The sequence below is a fragment of the Pseudomonas sp. UF-293 genome (assembly GCF_058245595.1).
In genome coordinates this window covers 1-14,986 of record NZ_JBSICA010000021.1, presented here as the reverse complement: position 1 = coordinate 14,986, position 14,986 = coordinate 1, and the positions used below count along the sequence as shown (strand labels likewise).

Sequence of the window (14,986 nt, the reverse complement as noted above, 5' to 3'; positions counted from 1 at the left end):
AATCATCGAGGTGTCGCATGCGTGGATTGTGGTTGTGGGCGCTGGTGTTGCTGGCAGGCTGTCAGCACGTGGTGGCTCCGCCGCTGAGCGGTGAAATCCGCGATCTGCGCAGCGGCGAGGTACTTGGCGCACAGCAACTGCTGGCGCGTCTCGCTGAGCCTGAGCGTTTGATCATCGGTGAGCAGCACGACAACGCCGATCACCATGCTGCGCAATTGTGGCTGTTGCAGGCGCTCGGCGAACAACGGGCGCAAGGCAGTCTGCTGCTGGAAATGCTCACGCCGAATCAACAAGCGAAAGTCGATGCGGCGCGCCAGGCGAAATCCGGTCCGGCTGATCTGCCTTTGGCATTGGCCTGGCAGGAGGGCTGGGACTGGAATCTTTACGGGCCGATCGTGCGCTTCGCCCTGACGCAGCCCTATCCGCTGCTGGCGGCCAATCTCGATGACAGCGAAATCCGCGCGTTCTACCGAAACCCACCGGCTCTCGTTGGTCCGCGCAGTAATGCGCAGGCGGTGAGAAACACGTTGCTCGGACAAGTCAGTGAATCTCACTGTGGCTTGTTGCCCGAATCACAGATGCCGGCGATGTTGGCGATTCAGCAGCAGCGTGATCGGCGTATGGCCGAACGCATGCTGGCGGCGCCGGCGCCTACGATCCTGCTGGCCGGTGCCTGGCATGCGCGCAAGGATGTTGGCGTGCCGCTGCATCTGCTGGATCTCGGCGCTGGGAAGGCGCCGACCGTTTTGATGCTGGCCGAGCAGGGGGATGCGGTCACGCCGGCGATGGCCGATTACGTCTGGTACACGCCTGCCACACCGAAGCCGGATTACTGCGAACAGATGCGCCAGCAATTCGCCAAATGACTTTCTCACAGGCAAAAAAAGACCCGGTAAAAACCGGGTCAAATAACCGTGATTAGCCTGATGAGGAGATAATCTGAGAGTCCGAACCAAGGGCTTTTCAGAATATCGACTGATCTCGCGACCAGTTGTGATAATCATAGCGATTCTCATTACCGCGTCAACCGCTGATTTTGCAAATCTGTAATTTAGTTTTGCAAGCGGTCGTGAAGCCCTGTGAATAAAGGGCTTTGCGCTAGGTCTGATGCATCGTCAATTGCGTGATCTGTCGATTCAACTGACCGATGCGTCGAGCCATGCCTTCAATCAGGCTGTGCGCGATCTTCGGGTTGCTGCGGGTCATGCTCAAAAATTGATCACCGGGAATCAACATTATCGTGCTCGGCTCGGACGTCATCACCGTGGCGTTGCGTGGCTCGCCGGTGAACAACGCCATGGCACCGAAAATCTCGTCCTTGGGCACGTCGCCAACCTTGTGCCCGTCAACAAATGCCTCGGCGTGCCCGTCGATGATCACGAAGACATGATCCGCTGCATCGCCCTGTTGAATCAGCACGGCGCCAGCCCCGACCCGTTTGAAGCCGTTGGTGCTGCGAAACTCGCGCGGTTTCAGCTCGGCCACGGCGTGGGCGAGCAGCGCCATTTGCCCGAGCAGATAGCTCAGGAGCTGCTCCGCTCGATCAGGGTCGGCATACAAATGCTGCAAAACCTCAGCGCGCCCATAGGGCAGCAGGCGCACAGCGCTGTCGCTGCACACGCGGCAGTCGCTCCAGTGCTCGCCGCGCTGCATACCGAGCAGGTCACCCTCCTGCCAATAGAACAGCGCTCGGCCTGCAATGCAGCCATGCACCACGCCCTCGCTCAGCAAAAACAGCTGATCATCCGGCAACTGCGCAAACAAATCATCCGTGGCTTCCAGTTCGATAACAGGCGCGCATGGCGATAAATCCTGTAGCCATTGCCCGGGAAGATTCTGCAAGCGATTGATCAATGCGTCGGCGTAGGCCGATTGTTCCCCCAGTAAATACATGGTCCGCGCCTGTTCAGTTCTTGTGGCGCGCGGAAATGGCTTCGAGCTGCTTGTTCAGGGCGTCCTTGCGCTCGGCGGGGATGTCGTTCCAGTGCACGTCCATCAACGCGCCCTCGATCGCATACAACAACACCTTCGATGCTCGAAACCCCCGAGTACGCACGGCCCGGTAGGCATCCACTGCACCGAGGCGACGCAAGTCCGAGGCGCTGTGGATGCCCACGGCATGCAGCCACTGCGCCGACGTCTTGCCAAGATTTTTCAAGTGTTGCAGTTCATCATTCATCAAGCCTCCTTGCGACGGCCGAATGGTGCGTGGGCGAGCTTCTCAGGAGTGTAGCCATCAGTAGGAAAAGCGTGGTTGTTTGGTCGGATTCGACGCAAAAGCTTCTAAGAAAGGGTAGTGAAAGGCCTGCGAACGCAGGAAGACGGGCGCAAATGCAGAAACAAATGTGGGAGCGGGCTTGCTCGCGAAGACGTCGGGTCAGTCACCAGAAGTGTCGACTGTCCCTACGTCTTCGCGAGCAAGCCCGCTCCCACAGGGAAAAGGCGTGGTGTCAGGAAGATTTCCAGATATCAGCGTGTGCGATAGCGCAACCGCGTGCCGAAATTCATCGACATCAGGATCTCGTCGGCACTCAGCTCCGGCGGAAAGTACGCCCCGGAGATTTGCGCATGGGCCAGGCTGGCGCCTTCGAGCGAGGCCTTGCGGAAGTCGATGCCGCGCAGATCGGCGGAGCGGAAGTACGCATCGCGGAAATCCACGCCGTCGGCGTTCAGTTCGCGCAGGTCGAGGCCACGGAAATCGCCGCCGACCATGTCGATCGGGCCATCCTGTGGGCGTTCCTTGTTGAAGCCTGCAACGTCATCTTTGTGCAGCAGGGCGTAAAGCGGAGTGTCGAGCAGTTTTGGCTGGCTCATGTCAGATCACCTGTTGGTTTTATGACGCCAGTATAGTGCCACTATTTGACGGCCGTGAAGCGAGCGAGGGCTTCACGGCCGAAATAGTTTTTTACAGACCCGGCAGGCGCTGACGGATCTGCGCGACCACGGTGTCCAGCGTGCCGGATTCATTGGTCTGCACGCGTTTGCTGCGCAGGATTTCTTCCGGCGTCAACGCTTCGCGGTTGGCCTGCTGCGCTTCGATTACTGCCAGGGTAGCGTCGGACGGATCCTTCTGATCGGCCTGACGCATCGCCAGCCAGCTCTCGATCACTGCCTGCGGGGCGTTGCAGTCGAGGATCAGGAACGGCGTGCCAGTGGCTTCGGCAATCTTCGCCGCGTTGTCGCGCTGCTCGCGCTTGAGGTAAGTCGCGTCGATCACCACCGGGAAACCGGCATGCAGGATCACCTCGGCGATTTCATGCAGACGTGCGTAAGTCGCGGAACTGGCGTCGGCGCTGTAAATGCCGGCCTGCACATCGTTGGCGACGGTCTGCTCGCCGAACAGGCGCTTGCGCTCGACATCCGAACGCAGGCGAATCGCGCCCAGCGCTTCGACCAGACGCATGGCCACATGGCTCTTGCCGACAGCGGAAACGCCGTGGGTAATGGCCATGAAGCGCGAAGGAATGGTGCTGTAGCTTTCCGCCAGATTGGCGTAGTTGCGGTACTGACGCAGGGTGGTAGCGCGCTGCACGGCAGTGGCGTCCGCCGGCATGCTGAACAGCGCCACCTTGGCCCGTACCAGAGCGCGGTAGGCTTTATAGAAGTTCAACACTTCCAGGCCCTGATAGTCGCCGGTCAGTTCCAGGTATTGGCTGATGAGGCGACGCGCCAGCGATTTCAGGCCACGGTCTTCCAGGTCCATGGCGAGGAAACCGGTGTCGGCCCAGACGTCAGTGAAGCGGAATGGCTCGTTGAACTCGATGCAGTCGAAGATCACCACGTTGCCGTCGATGACCGTAGCGTTGCCCAGGTGAATGTCGCCGTGGCATTCACGGGTGAAACCTTGCGCCTTGCGCTGGGCGAACAGGGGCTTGAGGCGTTCGAAGCTGCTTTCGGCCCAGGCTTTCAGGGCGTCGAGTTGCAGCAAATCGTTCTTGTCGCTGAGGAACGGCAGGATCTGCTCGAAATTTTGTGCGACCGGTGCCATCACGCTGTCCGGGGTGCCGGCGTCGTGTTCGGCCGGGACCTTCGGTGCATTGAGGTGGAAGTGCGCGATCTGCTCGGCCAGTGCATCGATGTGCTGAGTGGTCAGCTCGCCATTGGCTTGCAGGGTGCTGAGCAGCCCGCTCTGCGGGAACTGGCGCATTTTCAGCACGTATTCGATAGCCGGGCCGTCGCCGCCGAGTTGCGGTGCTTCGACGCTGCCGGTGACCGGCAACACGTCCAGATACAAATCAGCGGTCAGACGCTGGTTCAGGCGCAGCTCTTCAGCGCAGAAATGCGCACGTGCGTCGAGACTGGTGAAGTCGAGGAAGCCGAAATTCACCGGCTTCTTCACTTTATAAGCAAAGGGCCCGGTGAGAATCACCCACGAGATGTGGGTTTCGATAACCTGAAACCCTTCGACGGGATGCGGGTAGAGGGCCGGGTTTTGCAGGGCAGCGATCAGGGACTGGCTCACGGGCGATCCTTCAGAGACGGGGGGAATTCGAGGCGGCCATTATGGCTGCTTGCCCGCCTGACGCAAACCTCCGCGCGTGCCTGTTGAGGATCGATAAAGTGCGTATAATCCGCCGCCATGACTCGATCCCGATCCCCCCGTACCAAGAAAAAACCACCAGCCAAGGGCCTCAGCCCATGGTTGAGCTGGGCCATTAAACTCAGCCTGGTCGGCCTTGTAGTGCTGGCCGGCTTCGCCGTTTACCTCGATGCCGTGGTGCAGGAGAAGTTCTCCGGCAAGCGCTGGACCATCCCGGCCAAGGTGTACGCGCGCCCGCTTGAGCTGTTCGTCGGACAGAAGCTCAGCAAGGACGATTTCCTCACCGAACTCGATGCCCTCGGCTATCGCCGCGAGGCCGTAAGCAACGGCCCTGGCGCCGCCGCCGTCAGCGGCAATACGGTTGACCTGAACACCCGTGGCTTCCAGTTCTATGAAGGGCTGGAGAAACCGCAGCCAGTGCGCGTGCGCTTCTCCGGCGATTACGTCGCCGAGCTGTCCGCGACCAACGGCTCGAAGCTGTCGGTGGTGCGCCTCGAGCCGCTGATGATCGGCGGCATTTACCCGAAAAATCTCGAAGACCGCATCCTGATCAAACTCGATCAGGTGCCGCCGTACCTGCTCGAAACCCTGATCGCCGTGGAAGACCGCGACTTCTATAGTCACTGGGGCGTGTCGCCGAAATCGATCGCCCGCGCCGTGTGGATCAATACCTCCGGCGGCAAGATGACCCAGGGCGGCAGTACGCTGACCCAGCAGTTGGTGAAGAACTTCTACCTGACCAGCGAACGCAGCCTGACCCGCAAGCTCACCGAAGCGATGATGGCGTTGCTGCTCGAACTGCATTACGACAAAAAGGAAATTCTTGAGGCCTACCTCAACGAAGTCTTCGTCGGTCAGGACGGTCAGCGTGCGGTGCACGGTTTCGGTCTGGCCAGCCAGTTCTTCTTCGGCCAGCCGTTGTCCGAGCTGAAACTGCATCAAGTGGCGTTGCTGGTCGGCATGGTCAAGGGGCCGTCCTACTACAACCCGCGTCGCAACCCGGAGCGCGCGCTGGAGCGGCGTAATCTGGTCCTCGACGTGCTGGCGCAGCAAGGCGTGGCCACCGCCGAACAGGTCGAAGCGGCGAAGAAAATGCCGCTCGGCGTGACGACTCGCGGCAAGCTCGCCGACAGCTCGTTCCCGGGCTTTATCGATCTGGTCAAACGTCAGTTGCGCGAAGACTACCGTGACGAGGACTTGACCGAAGAAGGTCTGCGCATCTTCACCAGTTTCGATCCGATCCTGCAGATGAAAGCCGAAGCCTCGGTCAACGACACGTTCAAACGTCTGGCCGGGCGCAAGGGTTCCGATGATGTGGAAGCGGCGATGGTCGTGACCAACCCGGAAACCGGCGAAGTCCAGGCGATGATCGGCAGCCGTCAGGCCAGTTACGCCGGTTTCAACCGTGCACTGGATGCGGTACGCCCGATCGGCTCGCTGATCAAGCCGGCGGTCTACCTGACCGCGCTGGAGAAACCGAGCCAGTACACGCTGACCAGTTGGCTGTCGGACGATCCGTTGTCGGTCAAAGGCGCCAACGGTCAGGTGTGGAAGCCGCAGAACTATGATCGCCGCTCCCACGGCACGGTGTTCCTCTATCAGGGCTTGGCGCATTCCTACAACCTGTCGACTTCGCGTCTGGGCCTGGAAGTTGGCGTGCCGAATGTGCTCAAGACTCTCGGTCGCCTGGGCGTTACCCGTGAATTCCCGGCGTTCCCGTCGATGTTGCTCGGTGCCGGCGGCATGACGCCGATTGAAGTGGCGACCATGTACCAGACGCTGGCCAACGGTGGTTTCAATACACCGATGCGCGGTATTCGCAGCGTGCTGACCGCCGAGGGCGAGCCGCTCAAGCGTTATCCGTTCCAGATCGAGCAGCGTTTCGATCCGGCCTCGATTTACTTGATCCAGAACGCCATGCAGCGGGTGATGCGTGAAGGTACCGGCAGTTCGGTTTATAACGTGCTGCCCAAGACCCTGACCCTGGCGGGCAAGACCGGTACCAGTAACGATTCGCGCGACAGCTGGTTCGCCGGCTTCAGTCAGGATCTGCTGGCAGTGGTCTGGCTCGGTCGCGACGACAACGGCAAGACACCGTTCACCGGGGCAACCGGTGCGTTGCAGGTCTGGACCAGTTTCATGCGCAAGGCCGATCCGCTACCGCTGGACATGCCGCAGCCGGACAACGTCGTGCAGGCCTGGGTCGATTCGCGCACCGGTCAGGGTTCGGATGCCAACTGCCCCGGCGCGGTGCAGATGCCGTATATTCGCGGCAGCGAACCGCCACCCGGCGCCGCGTGTGCAAGCGAAACACCTGCCTCGCCGGAGTCGGTGATGGACTGGGTCAAGGGCTGGATGAATTAAGCAAAGAGGGTTTCAAGTGAACAAGTGGTTGATTCCAGCGGTGACCGCCGTGGCTTTGCTCAGCGGCTGCTCCACCGTACAGCGTGGTTCGATTCCCGTGGTGGATTCGGGTACCGCCGTGTCCAACAGCGAGCGCATCGGCGCCAATGGCGGTTTCCGCCAGACCACGGTCAAGCGCCCAGCGCAGGGCCAGACTCAGGCGATTCCGCAAGGCGATACCGGCGTGGTGGTGATGGTGCCGGGCGGCGGTGCTGCGGTGTCGACACCGATCAGTTCTTCACCGATCGTCCCGGGTCCGGCATCCGGCGGCATTACTTCGGGGCCGTACAACCCATCGGCCGTTGAGTCGGCGCCGATCAACTCCGGCAGCTACAGCATGCCGTCGACGCCAAGTGGCATTCCTTCGGCCAGCAGTGGCGGCGGTCTTTCGGCGGATGAGCAACTGGACGGCCCGGTACTCGCCTTGCTGACTACCGCGCAACAACAGCAGGCCGGCGGCGACCTCAACGGTGCGTCCTCCAGTCTGGAGCGGGCGCAACGTGTCGCCCCGCGCGAGCCACAAGTACTTTACCGTTTGGCGCAAGTGCGCATGGCCCAGGGCGATGCGCCGCAAGCCGAGCAGTTCGCCCGTCGCGCGCTGACCATGGCCAACGGTCGCCCGGATCTGCAAGCCAGCCTGTGGGAAATCATCGCTCAGTCTCGTGAGAAACAAGGCGATTCCGCCGGCGCCGCACTGGCCCGTCAGAAGGCCAAGGTTTCCCTGTGATGGATGTGCGCTTCCCGAAAATCGCCGATCAGCTGTTGCTGATCGAACGCGAGCTGCGCACCCAGGGTTGGTGGGATGAGGTTCAGCCGTCCGCCGAAGCCCTGAGCAGTGTCGAGCCGTTTTCGGTCGACACGCTGGACTTCGAGCAATGGCTGCAATGGATCTTCCTGCCGCGCATGAAGATGATCCTCGAACAGGATCTGCCGCTGCCGAACGCCTCGGGCATTCAGGAAATGGCGGAAATGGTCTTCGCCCAACGCAACCTTGGCGGCAAGGATCGGCAGTTGCAGGTGCTGCTCAAAGAGTTTGATCTGCTGATCACTGCATCCCGCTGAACGCGGTTGTGTAGGAGCTTTGTAGGAGCTGCCGAAGGCTGCGATCTTTTGATCTTGCTCTTCCAACAAGTCAAAAGATCGCAGCCTTCGGCAGCTCCTACACATCCTTCGAAACGATTACGAACAATTCTCCTTAATCTGCTTCTTCGCTTCGACGATGCGTTCCTGACGCTGTGTATCGTCGAGCCTGCGCACATCCCCCTCGACCTCCTCACGCAAACGCGGATTGTTCTGCAGTTGCGCCAGGTTCGTGCGTGCCTGCTCACAAAAGGCCTTGAGCTGCGCCTGCTGCTCGGCGACCTGTTTCTTCACCTTGGCATCAATGGCTTTCTGATCGCCAAGGACGCCACCGCCCGGCATCGGCGCAGCTTTCGGCGCGGGTGAGGAGGGCGTCTGTACGGTCGTCGACGGTTGGCCCTGCGGCGGTTGTGCATCGAAATGCGTGACACCCTGGGCATCGACCCATTTGTAGATTTGAGCGGCCGAGCACCATGGGCTGAGGCCGATCAGCAGAGTGAGGAGAAGCGTTCGCATGCTGATTCCTTGGCAAAAATGCGCAATTGACGCTAACAGAGTAGCCCTTTTCAGGTTTTTTCTTGCGTTCTCATGTGCTTACCCACAATTAACCACACAGACGACTTGACTTGCAGAGGGCGAAACAGAAGAATCCAAAGTCCGCTGTAGAGGGACTGCCAGAAGCAGACCCACTCGGTAGATCATGAGGCGCACATCCGCGCCGACCTGTTACACCCGCAACGCGTTACCTCGCGCTGGGTGGGAAAGGCCCGCAACACTTGGGACGATCCCAATACTTGCTCAGTCAGTGCTGACGTAGTCGGCGACCACCGTCGCTCATGCTCTGCCGAGAAGTAAACCTATTAAGACCCGCCCCTTGTTTGTGGACGGTATTCTGGCGTTTTAGAGGTGAACAACGTGGAGCTTTTATCTGGCGGTGAGATGCTCGTCCGCTTTTTGCGTGACGAAGGCGTCAAATATATCTACGGGTACCCGGGTGGTGCTCTCCTGCATGTTTACGATGCCCTGTTCAAAGAACCGGAAGTGACCCACATCCTGGTTCGTCACGAACAAGCGGCGACCCATATGGCTGACGGCTACGCCCGTGCCACCGGTAAAGCCGGCGTGGTATTGGTGACTTCCGGTCCAGGCGCCACAAACGCCATCACCGGTATCGCCACCGCCTATATGGACTCGATTCCGATGGTGATCATTTCCGGCCAGGTGCCAAGCACCATGGTTGGCACCGACGCGTTCCAGGAAACCGACATGATCGGTATCTCCCGGCCGATCGTGAAGCACAGCTTCATGATCAAGCACGCCTCGGAAATCCCGGAAGTCATGAAGAAGGCCTTCTACCTGGCGCAATCCGGTCGTCCGGGCCCGGTCGTGGTCGACATCCCGAAAGACATGACCAACCCGGCCGAAAAGTTCGAATACGTTTTTCCGAAAAAAGCCAAGCTGCGCTCCTACAGCCCAGCCGTTCGCGGTCACTCCGGGCAGATCCGCAAAGCAGCCGAAATGTTGTTGGCGGCCAAGCGCCCGGTGCTGTACTCCGGCGGCGGTGTAATCCTCGGCAACGGTTCCGCGCAACTGACCGAACTGGCGAAAATGCTCAACCTGCCGGTGACCAACACCTTGATGGGGCTGGGCGCTTTCCCTGGCACTGACCGTCAGTTCATCGGCATGCTCGGCATGCACGGCAGCTACACCGCCAACCTGGCGATGCACCATGCCGACGTGATCCTTGCAGTGGGCGCACGCTTCGACGATCGGGTGATCAACGGCCCGGCAAAGTTCTGCCCGAACGCCAAGATCATCCATATCGACATCGACCCGGCGTCGATCTCCAAGACCATCAAGGCCGACGTGCCAATCGTTGGCCCGGTCGAAAGCGTCCTGACCGAAATGGTCGCGATCCTCAAGGAAATCGGCGAGACCCCGAACAAAGAGTCCGTAGCCAGCTGGTGGAAGCAGGTCGATGAATGGCGTGGCGATCGCGGCCTGTTCCCTTATGAAAAGGGTGACGGCAGCAAGATCAAGCCGCAGACCGTGATCGAAACCCTCTGCGAAGTGACCAAGGGCGACGCCTTTGTGACCTCCGACGTCGGTCAGCACCAGATGTTCGCTGCGCAGTACTACACGTTCAACAAGCCTAACCGCTGGATCAACTCCGGTGGTCTGGGCACGATGGGCTTCGGTCTGCCAGCCGCGATGGGCATCAAACTGAGCTTCCCGGACGACGACGTTGCCTGCGTCACCGGCGAAGGCAGTATCCAGATGAACATCCAGGAGCTGTCGACCTGCCTGCAATACGGCTTGCCGGTGAAGATCGTCATCCTCAACAACGGTGTGCTGGGCATGGTTCGCCAGTGGCAGGACATGAGCTACGGCAGCCGTCACTCGCACTCCTACATGGAATCGCTGCCCGACTTCATCAAGCTGGCTGAAGCCTACGGCCACGTTGGCGTACGCATCACCGAATCGAAGGATTTGAAGTCGAAGATGGCTGAAGCGTTCGCCATGAAAGATCGCCTGGTGATCATCGATGTTGCGGTCGACACCAGCGAGCACGTCTACCCGATGCAGATCAAAGACGGCTCCATGCGCGATATGTGGCTGAGCAAGACGGAGCGTACTTAATCATGCGGCACATTATTTCCCTGCTTCTGGAAAACGAACCCGGCGCTCTGTCTCGCGTAGTCGGCCTGTTCTCGCAGCGCAACTACAACATCGAAAGCTTGACCGTGGCCCCGACCGAAGACCCGACCCTGTCGCGTCTGACGCTGACCACCGTGGGTCACGATGAAGTGATCGAGCAGATCACCAAAAACCTGAACAAGCTGATCGAAGTGGTCAAGCTGGTGGACCTGTCGGAAAGCGCTCACATCGAGCGCGAGCTGATGCTGGTCAAGGTCAAGGCCACTGGCGCCCAGCGCGCCGAGATCAAACGCACCACCGATATCTACCGTGGACAGATCGTCGACGTCAGCGCCAGCGTGTATACCGTTCAGTTGACCGGTACCAGCGACAAGCTCGACAGCTTCATTCAGTCCATCGGCACCGCATCGATTCTGGAGACCGTCCGCAGCGGCGTGACCGGTATTGCTCGCGGCGACAAAGTACTCAGCATCTAAACCAAATTAGCGCATGGCCTGAATGGCCGGATATAAGGGGAAATTCATGAAAGTTTTCTACGATAAAGACTGCGACCTGTCGATCATCCAGGGCAAGAAAGTTGCCATCATCGGTTACGGCTCCCAGGGCCACGCTCAAGCGTGCAACCTGAAAGATTCCGGTGTCGACGTAACTGTCGGTCTGCGTAAAGGTTCGGCCACCGTTGCCAAAGCCGAAGCTCACGGCCTGAAAGTGACCGACGTCGCTTCCGCTGTTGCTGCTGCCGACCTGGTCATGATCCTGACCCCGGACGAGTTCCAGTCCTCGCTGTACAAGAACGAAATCGAGCCGAACATCAAGAAAGGCGCCACCCTGGCCTTCTCCCACGGCTTCGCGATTCACTACAACCAGGTTGTTCCGCGTGCTGACCTCGACGTGATCATGATCGCGCCGAAAGCCCCGGGCCACACCGTACGTTCCGAGTTCGTCAAAGGCGGCGGTATCCCTGACCTGATCGCGATCTACCAGGACGCTTCGGGCAATGCCAAAAACGTAGCGCTGTCCTACGCCGCTGGCGTTGGTGGCGGTCGTACCGGCATCATCGAAACCACCTTCAAGGACGAAACCGAAACCGACCTGTTCGGCGAACAAGCCGTTCTGTGCGGCGGTACCGTTGAACTGGTAAAAGCCGGTTTCGAAACCCTGGTTGAAGCTGGCTACGCGCCGGAAATGGCCTACTTCGAGTGCCTGCACGAACTGAAACTGATCGTTGACCTCATGTACGAAGGCGGTATCGCCAACATGAACTACTCGATCTCCAACAACGCTGAGTACGGCGAGTACGTGACTGGTCCGGAAGTGATCAACGCCGAATCCCGTCAGGCTATGCGCAATGCCCTGAAACGTATTCAGGACGGCGAATACGCCAAAATGTTCATCAGCGAAGGCGCAACCGGCTACCCTTCGATGACCGCCAAGCGTCGTAACAACGCCGCTCACGGTATCGAAATCATCGGCGAGCAACTGCGCTCCATGATGCCGTGGATCGGTGCCAACAAGATCGTCGACAAAGCCAAAAACTAAGTCGTCGTCCCTTGTACGAAAAACGCGGCCTCGGCCGCGTTTTTTCGTTTGGGCCGGTGCTTCTGGTATAAAGCTGCATCGTTTGTGGCCGAACTGTCGTCCTCAAGCTTCTGTCGAATTTTTTCCAAACCGTTGCAAGGTAATGTCCATGAGCGAACGTCCCGAAGAGCCGAACAAGGCTTCCGACGCCGAAAGCCTGCTGCCCATCGATGAGCACATCGAAGAAGGGCACGACGCTGAAGGTCGTAAAGTCCGGCATCGTGGTATCTATCTGCTGCCGAATCTGTTCACCACTGCCAACCTGTTCGCAGGCTTCTATTCCATCATCAACTCGATGAGCGCGCAGGCCGCGTTGAGCGCCGGCGACTCGGTGAATGCGAGCAAGTACTTCGCCTTCGCTGCGATCGCGATTTTCGTCGCGATGGTGCTCGACGGCCTCGATGGTCGCGTGGCGCGCATGACCAATACGCAAAGTGCCTTCGGCGCCGAGTACGACTCGCTGTCGGACATGGTCGCCTTCGGTGTCGCGCCGGCATTGCTGGCCTTCGGCTGGGCGCTGGGCGATATGGGCAAGGTCGGCTGGATGGTCGCCTTCATTTATGTAGCGGGTGCAGCGTTGCGTCTGGCGCGTTTCAACACCCAGGTCGGCACGGCGGACAAACGCTACTTCATCGGTCTGGCCAGCCCGGCGGCGGCAGGGGTGGTGGCCGGTATTGTCTGGGCGTTCAGCGATTACGGCATCCAGGGTTCGAAGATGTCGTTCCTGGTGGCCTTGATGGTGGCGGCGGCCGGCATGCTGATGGTCAGCAACATCAAGTACAACAGCTTCAAGGAGCTGGACCTCAAAGGTCGCGTGCCATTCGTGGCGATCCTAGCGGTGGTGTTGGTATTCGCTGTCGTGTTCAGTGATCCGCCGCGCATTCTGCTGCTGGTGTTCCTCGCCTATGCAGCATCCGGCCCGGTGCAATATCTGTTGCGGCTTCGTCGTCACAAAAACGCCGAGTGATGTAATTTCCCGCATACTCCGCAGTCTATGGGTGCACCTGTCCTCCAAAGCTGCGGAGTTGTCATGTTGATCAAGATCCCCAAAGCATCCGACTGCCATGAGTCGGATGTCACGCCTGAAGCCATTTATCTCTCCCGTCGCCAATTGCTCGGCGCCACTGCTGCCGGTATCGCCGTGAGCAGCCTGCCACGCTGGGCCAGTGCAGCTGATGCCCCGCGCTACTCTGACGTCGAATCCGGCAAGGCTCCGGCCTGGTTTGCCGAAAAGCTTCCTTCTACTCAATGGGGTGCGGTCAACGTCAAAGACGAGGCGATCACGCCTTATAAAGACGCCACGCACTACAACAACTTTTATGAGTTCGGTACCGGCAAGGGCGATCCGGCTTCGAATGCTGGCGACCTGAAAACCGAACCCTGGAGCGTGGTGATAGACGGGGAGGTGGGTAAGCCGGGGCGTTACGCGCTGGAAGACTTCATGAAGCCGTATCAGCTGGAGGAGCGCATCTATCGTCTGCGCTGCGTCGAGGCATGGTCGATGGTCATTCCCTGGATCGGCTTTCCCATCTCGGCCTTGCTCAAGCAGGTCGAGCCGACTTCCAAGGCCAAGTACATCCGCTTCGAAACGCTGCAGGATCCCAAGAGCATGCCCGGCCAGCGTTCCGGTTTTGCCCTGATCGACTGGCCGTATGTCGAAGGCTTGCGTCTGGACGAGGCGATGAATCCTTTGGCGATCCTCGCGGTGGGCATGTATGGCCGCGAACTGCCGAACCAGAACGGCGCGCCTTTGCGTCTGGTGGTGCCATGGAAGTACGGCTTTAAAAGCGTTAAGTCCATCGTGCGCATCAGTCTGGTTAGCGAGCAGCCGAAGACCACCTGGCAAAGCATCGCTGCGGACGAGTATGGCTTCTATGCGAATGTGAATCCTACCGTCGACCATCCACGCTGGACTCAGGCGCGCGAACGGCGCTTGCCGAACAGTCTGTTCAAACCGAATGTGCGCGATACGCAGATGTTCAACGGCTACTCGGATGAAGTCGCTTCTTTATATACAGGGCTCGATCTGCGGAAGAACTACTGATGCGCTATCCGTTCTGGCGAGTGGGCGTTTTCGTTGCTGCGGCGGTCTGGCCATTGCTGTGGTTCTATCAGGCTTTCGCCGATCTGCTCGGGCCTGATCCGGGCAAGGTACTGGTTGATCGTCTCGGGCTTGGCACGCTGGTGTTGCTGTTGATCACGCTGAGCATGACGCCGCTGCAAAAGCTGAGCGGCTGGGCGGGATGGATTGCAGTGCGCCGGCAGCTGGGGCTGTGGTGTTTTGCTTACGTGACACTGCATCTGTTCAGCTATATGGCGTTTATCCTTGGGTTCGACTGGTCACAATTGGGCGTTGAGCTACGTAAGCGACCGTACATCATTGTCGGTGCACTCGGCTTTCTCGGATTGCTGATACTGGCAGTGACGTCGAATCGTTATAGTCAGCGTCGTTTGGGTGCTCGCTGGAAGAAGCTGCATCGCTTGGTTTACGTGATACTTGGGCTGGGTTTGCTGCATATGCTTTGGATCGTGCGGGCTGATCTGGAGGAGTGGGCGATTTATGCCTTTATAGGTGGTGTGCTTTTGCTGCTTCGTCTACCGCCGGTGATGAGACGAATCCCGCGTTTACTGGGTAAAAAGCAGAATCTGCAAGAAAAGCGAAATTAACGGTTGACGGCAGATTCCAGAGGTCTATAATTCGCCCCACTTCCGGCGCAGTCGAAACGG

Annotated in this window: 15 protein-coding genes; 10 read left to right on the top strand and 5 right to left on the bottom strand. The window is 59.3% G+C overall.

Features of this window, described 5'->3' with window-relative positions; all coding sequences use genetic code 11:
* Nucleotides 1-17 precede the first annotated feature (17 nt).
* Nucleotides 18-866, top strand: a complete 849-nt coding sequence (locus AC4IHP_RS20120; protein ID WP_490832561.1) for a ChaN family lipoprotein — start codon at nucleotides 18-20, stop codon at nucleotides 864-866.
* 232 nt (nucleotides 867-1,098) lie between these two features.
* Here AC4IHP_RS20120 and AC4IHP_RS20115 read toward each other — a convergent pair whose 3' ends face one another.
* The 4 genes from AC4IHP_RS20115 to AC4IHP_RS20100 all read right to left on the bottom strand — a co-directional run bounded on the left by AC4IHP_RS20115 (nucleotide 1,099) and on the right by AC4IHP_RS20100 (nucleotide 4,462).
* Nucleotides 1,099-1,893, bottom strand: a complete 795-nt coding sequence (locus AC4IHP_RS20115; protein WP_490832560.1) for a Crp/Fnr family transcriptional regulator — start codon at nucleotides 1,891-1,893, stop codon at nucleotides 1,099-1,101.
* Between the two features lie 13 nt (nucleotides 1,894-1,906).
* The gene (locus tag AC4IHP_RS20110; RefSeq protein ID WP_016773175.1) at nucleotides 1,907-2,179 is read right to left on the bottom strand and encodes a TfoX/Sxy family protein; all 273 of its coding nucleotides are present in this window, start codon (nucleotides 2,177-2,179) and stop codon (nucleotides 1,907-1,909) included.
* A gap of 290 nt (nucleotides 2,180-2,469) precedes the next feature.
* Nucleotides 2,470-2,814 (bottom strand): pentapeptide repeat-containing protein, encoded by a 345-nt coding sequence (locus AC4IHP_RS20105; protein WP_039761605.1) that lies wholly within the window; start codon nucleotides 2,812-2,814, stop codon nucleotides 2,470-2,472.
* Nucleotides 2,815-2,905: 91 nt separating this feature from the next.
* Nucleotides 2,906-4,462 carry a bifunctional aminoglycoside phosphotransferase/ATP-binding protein gene (locus tag AC4IHP_RS20100; protein ID WP_490832559.1) on the bottom strand — a complete coding sequence of 519 codons (1,557 nt, stop codon included), beginning with the start codon at nucleotides 4,460-4,462 and terminating at the stop codon, nucleotides 2,906-2,908.
* Nucleotides 4,463-4,579: 117 nt separating this feature from the next.
* Between AC4IHP_RS20100 and mrcB the strand changes: the two genes are divergently transcribed.
* The 3 genes from mrcB to AC4IHP_RS20085 are packed head-to-tail and all read left to right on the top strand — an operon-like array spanning nucleotide 4,580 to nucleotide 8,005.
* A complete protein-coding gene (gene mrcB, locus AC4IHP_RS20095) occupies nucleotides 4,580-6,904 on the top strand; it encodes a penicillin-binding protein 1B (RefSeq protein WP_471880024.1) in 2,325 nt (774 codons plus the stop codon).
* Nucleotides 6,905-6,920: 16 nt separating this feature from the next.
* Nucleotides 6,921-7,670: a tetratricopeptide repeat protein gene (locus AC4IHP_RS20090; protein WP_041477844.1), complete on the top strand. Its 750-nt coding sequence runs from the start codon at nucleotides 6,921-6,923 to the stop codon at nucleotides 7,668-7,670.
* Nucleotides 7,670-8,005 carry a YqcC family protein gene (locus tag AC4IHP_RS20085; RefSeq protein ID WP_073475432.1) on the top strand — a complete coding sequence of 112 codons (336 nt, stop codon included), beginning with the start codon at nucleotides 7,670-7,672 and terminating at the stop codon, nucleotides 8,003-8,005. The genes AC4IHP_RS20090 and AC4IHP_RS20085 overlap by 1 nt, the downstream gene beginning before the upstream one ends.
* Nucleotides 8,006-8,122: 117 nt before the next feature.
* Here AC4IHP_RS20085 and AC4IHP_RS20080 read toward each other — a convergent pair whose 3' ends face one another.
* Nucleotides 8,123-8,539 (bottom strand): DUF4124 domain-containing protein, encoded by a 417-nt coding sequence (locus AC4IHP_RS20080; protein WP_400556799.1) that lies wholly within the window; start codon nucleotides 8,537-8,539, stop codon nucleotides 8,123-8,125.
* Between the two features lie 399 nt (nucleotides 8,540-8,938).
* Between AC4IHP_RS20080 and AC4IHP_RS20075 the strand changes: the two genes are divergently transcribed.
* From AC4IHP_RS20075 to msrQ, 6 genes are all read left to right on the top strand, one after another.
* A complete protein-coding gene (locus AC4IHP_RS20075; protein WP_039761986.1) occupies nucleotides 8,939-10,663 on the top strand; it encodes an acetolactate synthase 3 large subunit in 1,725 nt (574 codons plus the stop codon).
* Between the two features lie 2 nt (nucleotides 10,664-10,665).
* Nucleotides 10,666-11,157: an acetolactate synthase small subunit gene (ilvN, locus tag AC4IHP_RS20070; RefSeq protein ID WP_003176102.1), complete on the top strand. Its 492-nt coding sequence runs from the start codon at nucleotides 10,666-10,668 to the stop codon at nucleotides 11,155-11,157.
* Nucleotides 11,158-11,203: 46 nt separating this feature from the next.
* Nucleotides 11,204-12,220 carry a ketol-acid reductoisomerase gene (gene ilvC / locus AC4IHP_RS20065; protein WP_003228216.1) on the top strand — a complete coding sequence of 339 codons (1,017 nt, stop codon included), beginning with the start codon at nucleotides 11,204-11,206 and terminating at the stop codon, nucleotides 12,218-12,220.
* Between the two features lie 148 nt (nucleotides 12,221-12,368).
* The gene (gene pssA, locus AC4IHP_RS20060; RefSeq protein ID WP_016773182.1) at nucleotides 12,369-13,226 is read left to right on the top strand and encodes a CDP-diacylglycerol--serine O-phosphatidyltransferase; all 858 of its coding nucleotides are present in this window, start codon (nucleotides 12,369-12,371) and stop codon (nucleotides 13,224-13,226) included.
* A gap of 63 nt (nucleotides 13,227-13,289) precedes the next feature.
* Entirely contained in the window at nucleotides 13,290-14,303 is a 1,014-nt protein-coding gene (gene msrP, locus AC4IHP_RS20055) for a protein-methionine-sulfoxide reductase catalytic subunit MsrP (protein WP_460121471.1), read from the top strand.
* Entirely contained in the window at nucleotides 14,303-14,926 is a 624-nt protein-coding gene (gene msrQ, locus AC4IHP_RS20050) for a protein-methionine-sulfoxide reductase heme-binding subunit MsrQ (protein ID WP_490832558.1), read from the top strand. The genes msrP and msrQ overlap by 1 nt, the downstream gene beginning before the upstream one ends.
* Nucleotides 14,927-14,986: the final 60 nt, after the last annotated feature.

Excerpts from the sequence above, each read along its gene's own strand:
- ilvN (WP_003176102.1), top strand. The coding sequence starts at position 10,666 with ATGCGGCACATTATTTCCCTGCTTCTGGAAAACGAACCCGGCGCTCTG.
- AC4IHP_RS20085 (WP_073475432.1), top strand. The coding sequence starts at position 7,670 with ATGGATGTGCGCTTCCCGAAAATCGCCGATCAGCTGTTGCTGATCGAA.
- ilvC (WP_003228216.1), top strand. The coding sequence starts at position 11,204 with ATGAAAGTTTTCTACGATAAAGACTGCGACCTGTCGATCATCCAGGGC.
- pssA (WP_016773182.1), top strand. The coding sequence starts at position 12,369 with ATGAGCGAACGTCCCGAAGAGCCGAACAAGGCTTCCGACGCCGAAAGC.
- AC4IHP_RS20080 (WP_400556799.1), bottom strand. The coding sequence starts at position 8,539 with ATGCGAACGCTTCTCCTCACTCTGCTGATCGGCCTCAGCCCATGGTGC.
- AC4IHP_RS20115 (WP_490832560.1), bottom strand. The coding sequence starts at position 1,893 with ATGTATTTACTGGGGGAACAATCGGCCTACGCCGACGCATTGATCAAT.
- msrP (WP_460121471.1), top strand. The coding sequence starts at position 13,290 with ATGTTGATCAAGATCCCCAAAGCATCCGACTGCCATGAGTCGGATGTC.
- mrcB (WP_471880024.1), top strand. The coding sequence starts at position 4,580 with ATGACTCGATCCCGATCCCCCCGTACCAAGAAAAAACCACCAGCCAAG.
- AC4IHP_RS20110 (WP_016773175.1), bottom strand. The coding sequence starts at position 2,179 with ATGAATGATGAACTGCAACACTTGAAAAATCTTGGCAAGACGTCGGCG.
- AC4IHP_RS20105 (WP_039761605.1), bottom strand. The coding sequence starts at position 2,814 with ATGAGCCAGCCAAAACTGCTCGACACTCCGCTTTACGCCCTGCTGCAC.
- msrQ (WP_490832558.1), top strand. The coding sequence starts at position 14,303 with ATGCGCTATCCGTTCTGGCGAGTGGGCGTTTTCGTTGCTGCGGCGGTC.
- AC4IHP_RS20120 (WP_490832561.1), top strand. The coding sequence starts at position 18 with ATGCGTGGATTGTGGTTGTGGGCGCTGGTGTTGCTGGCAGGCTGTCAG.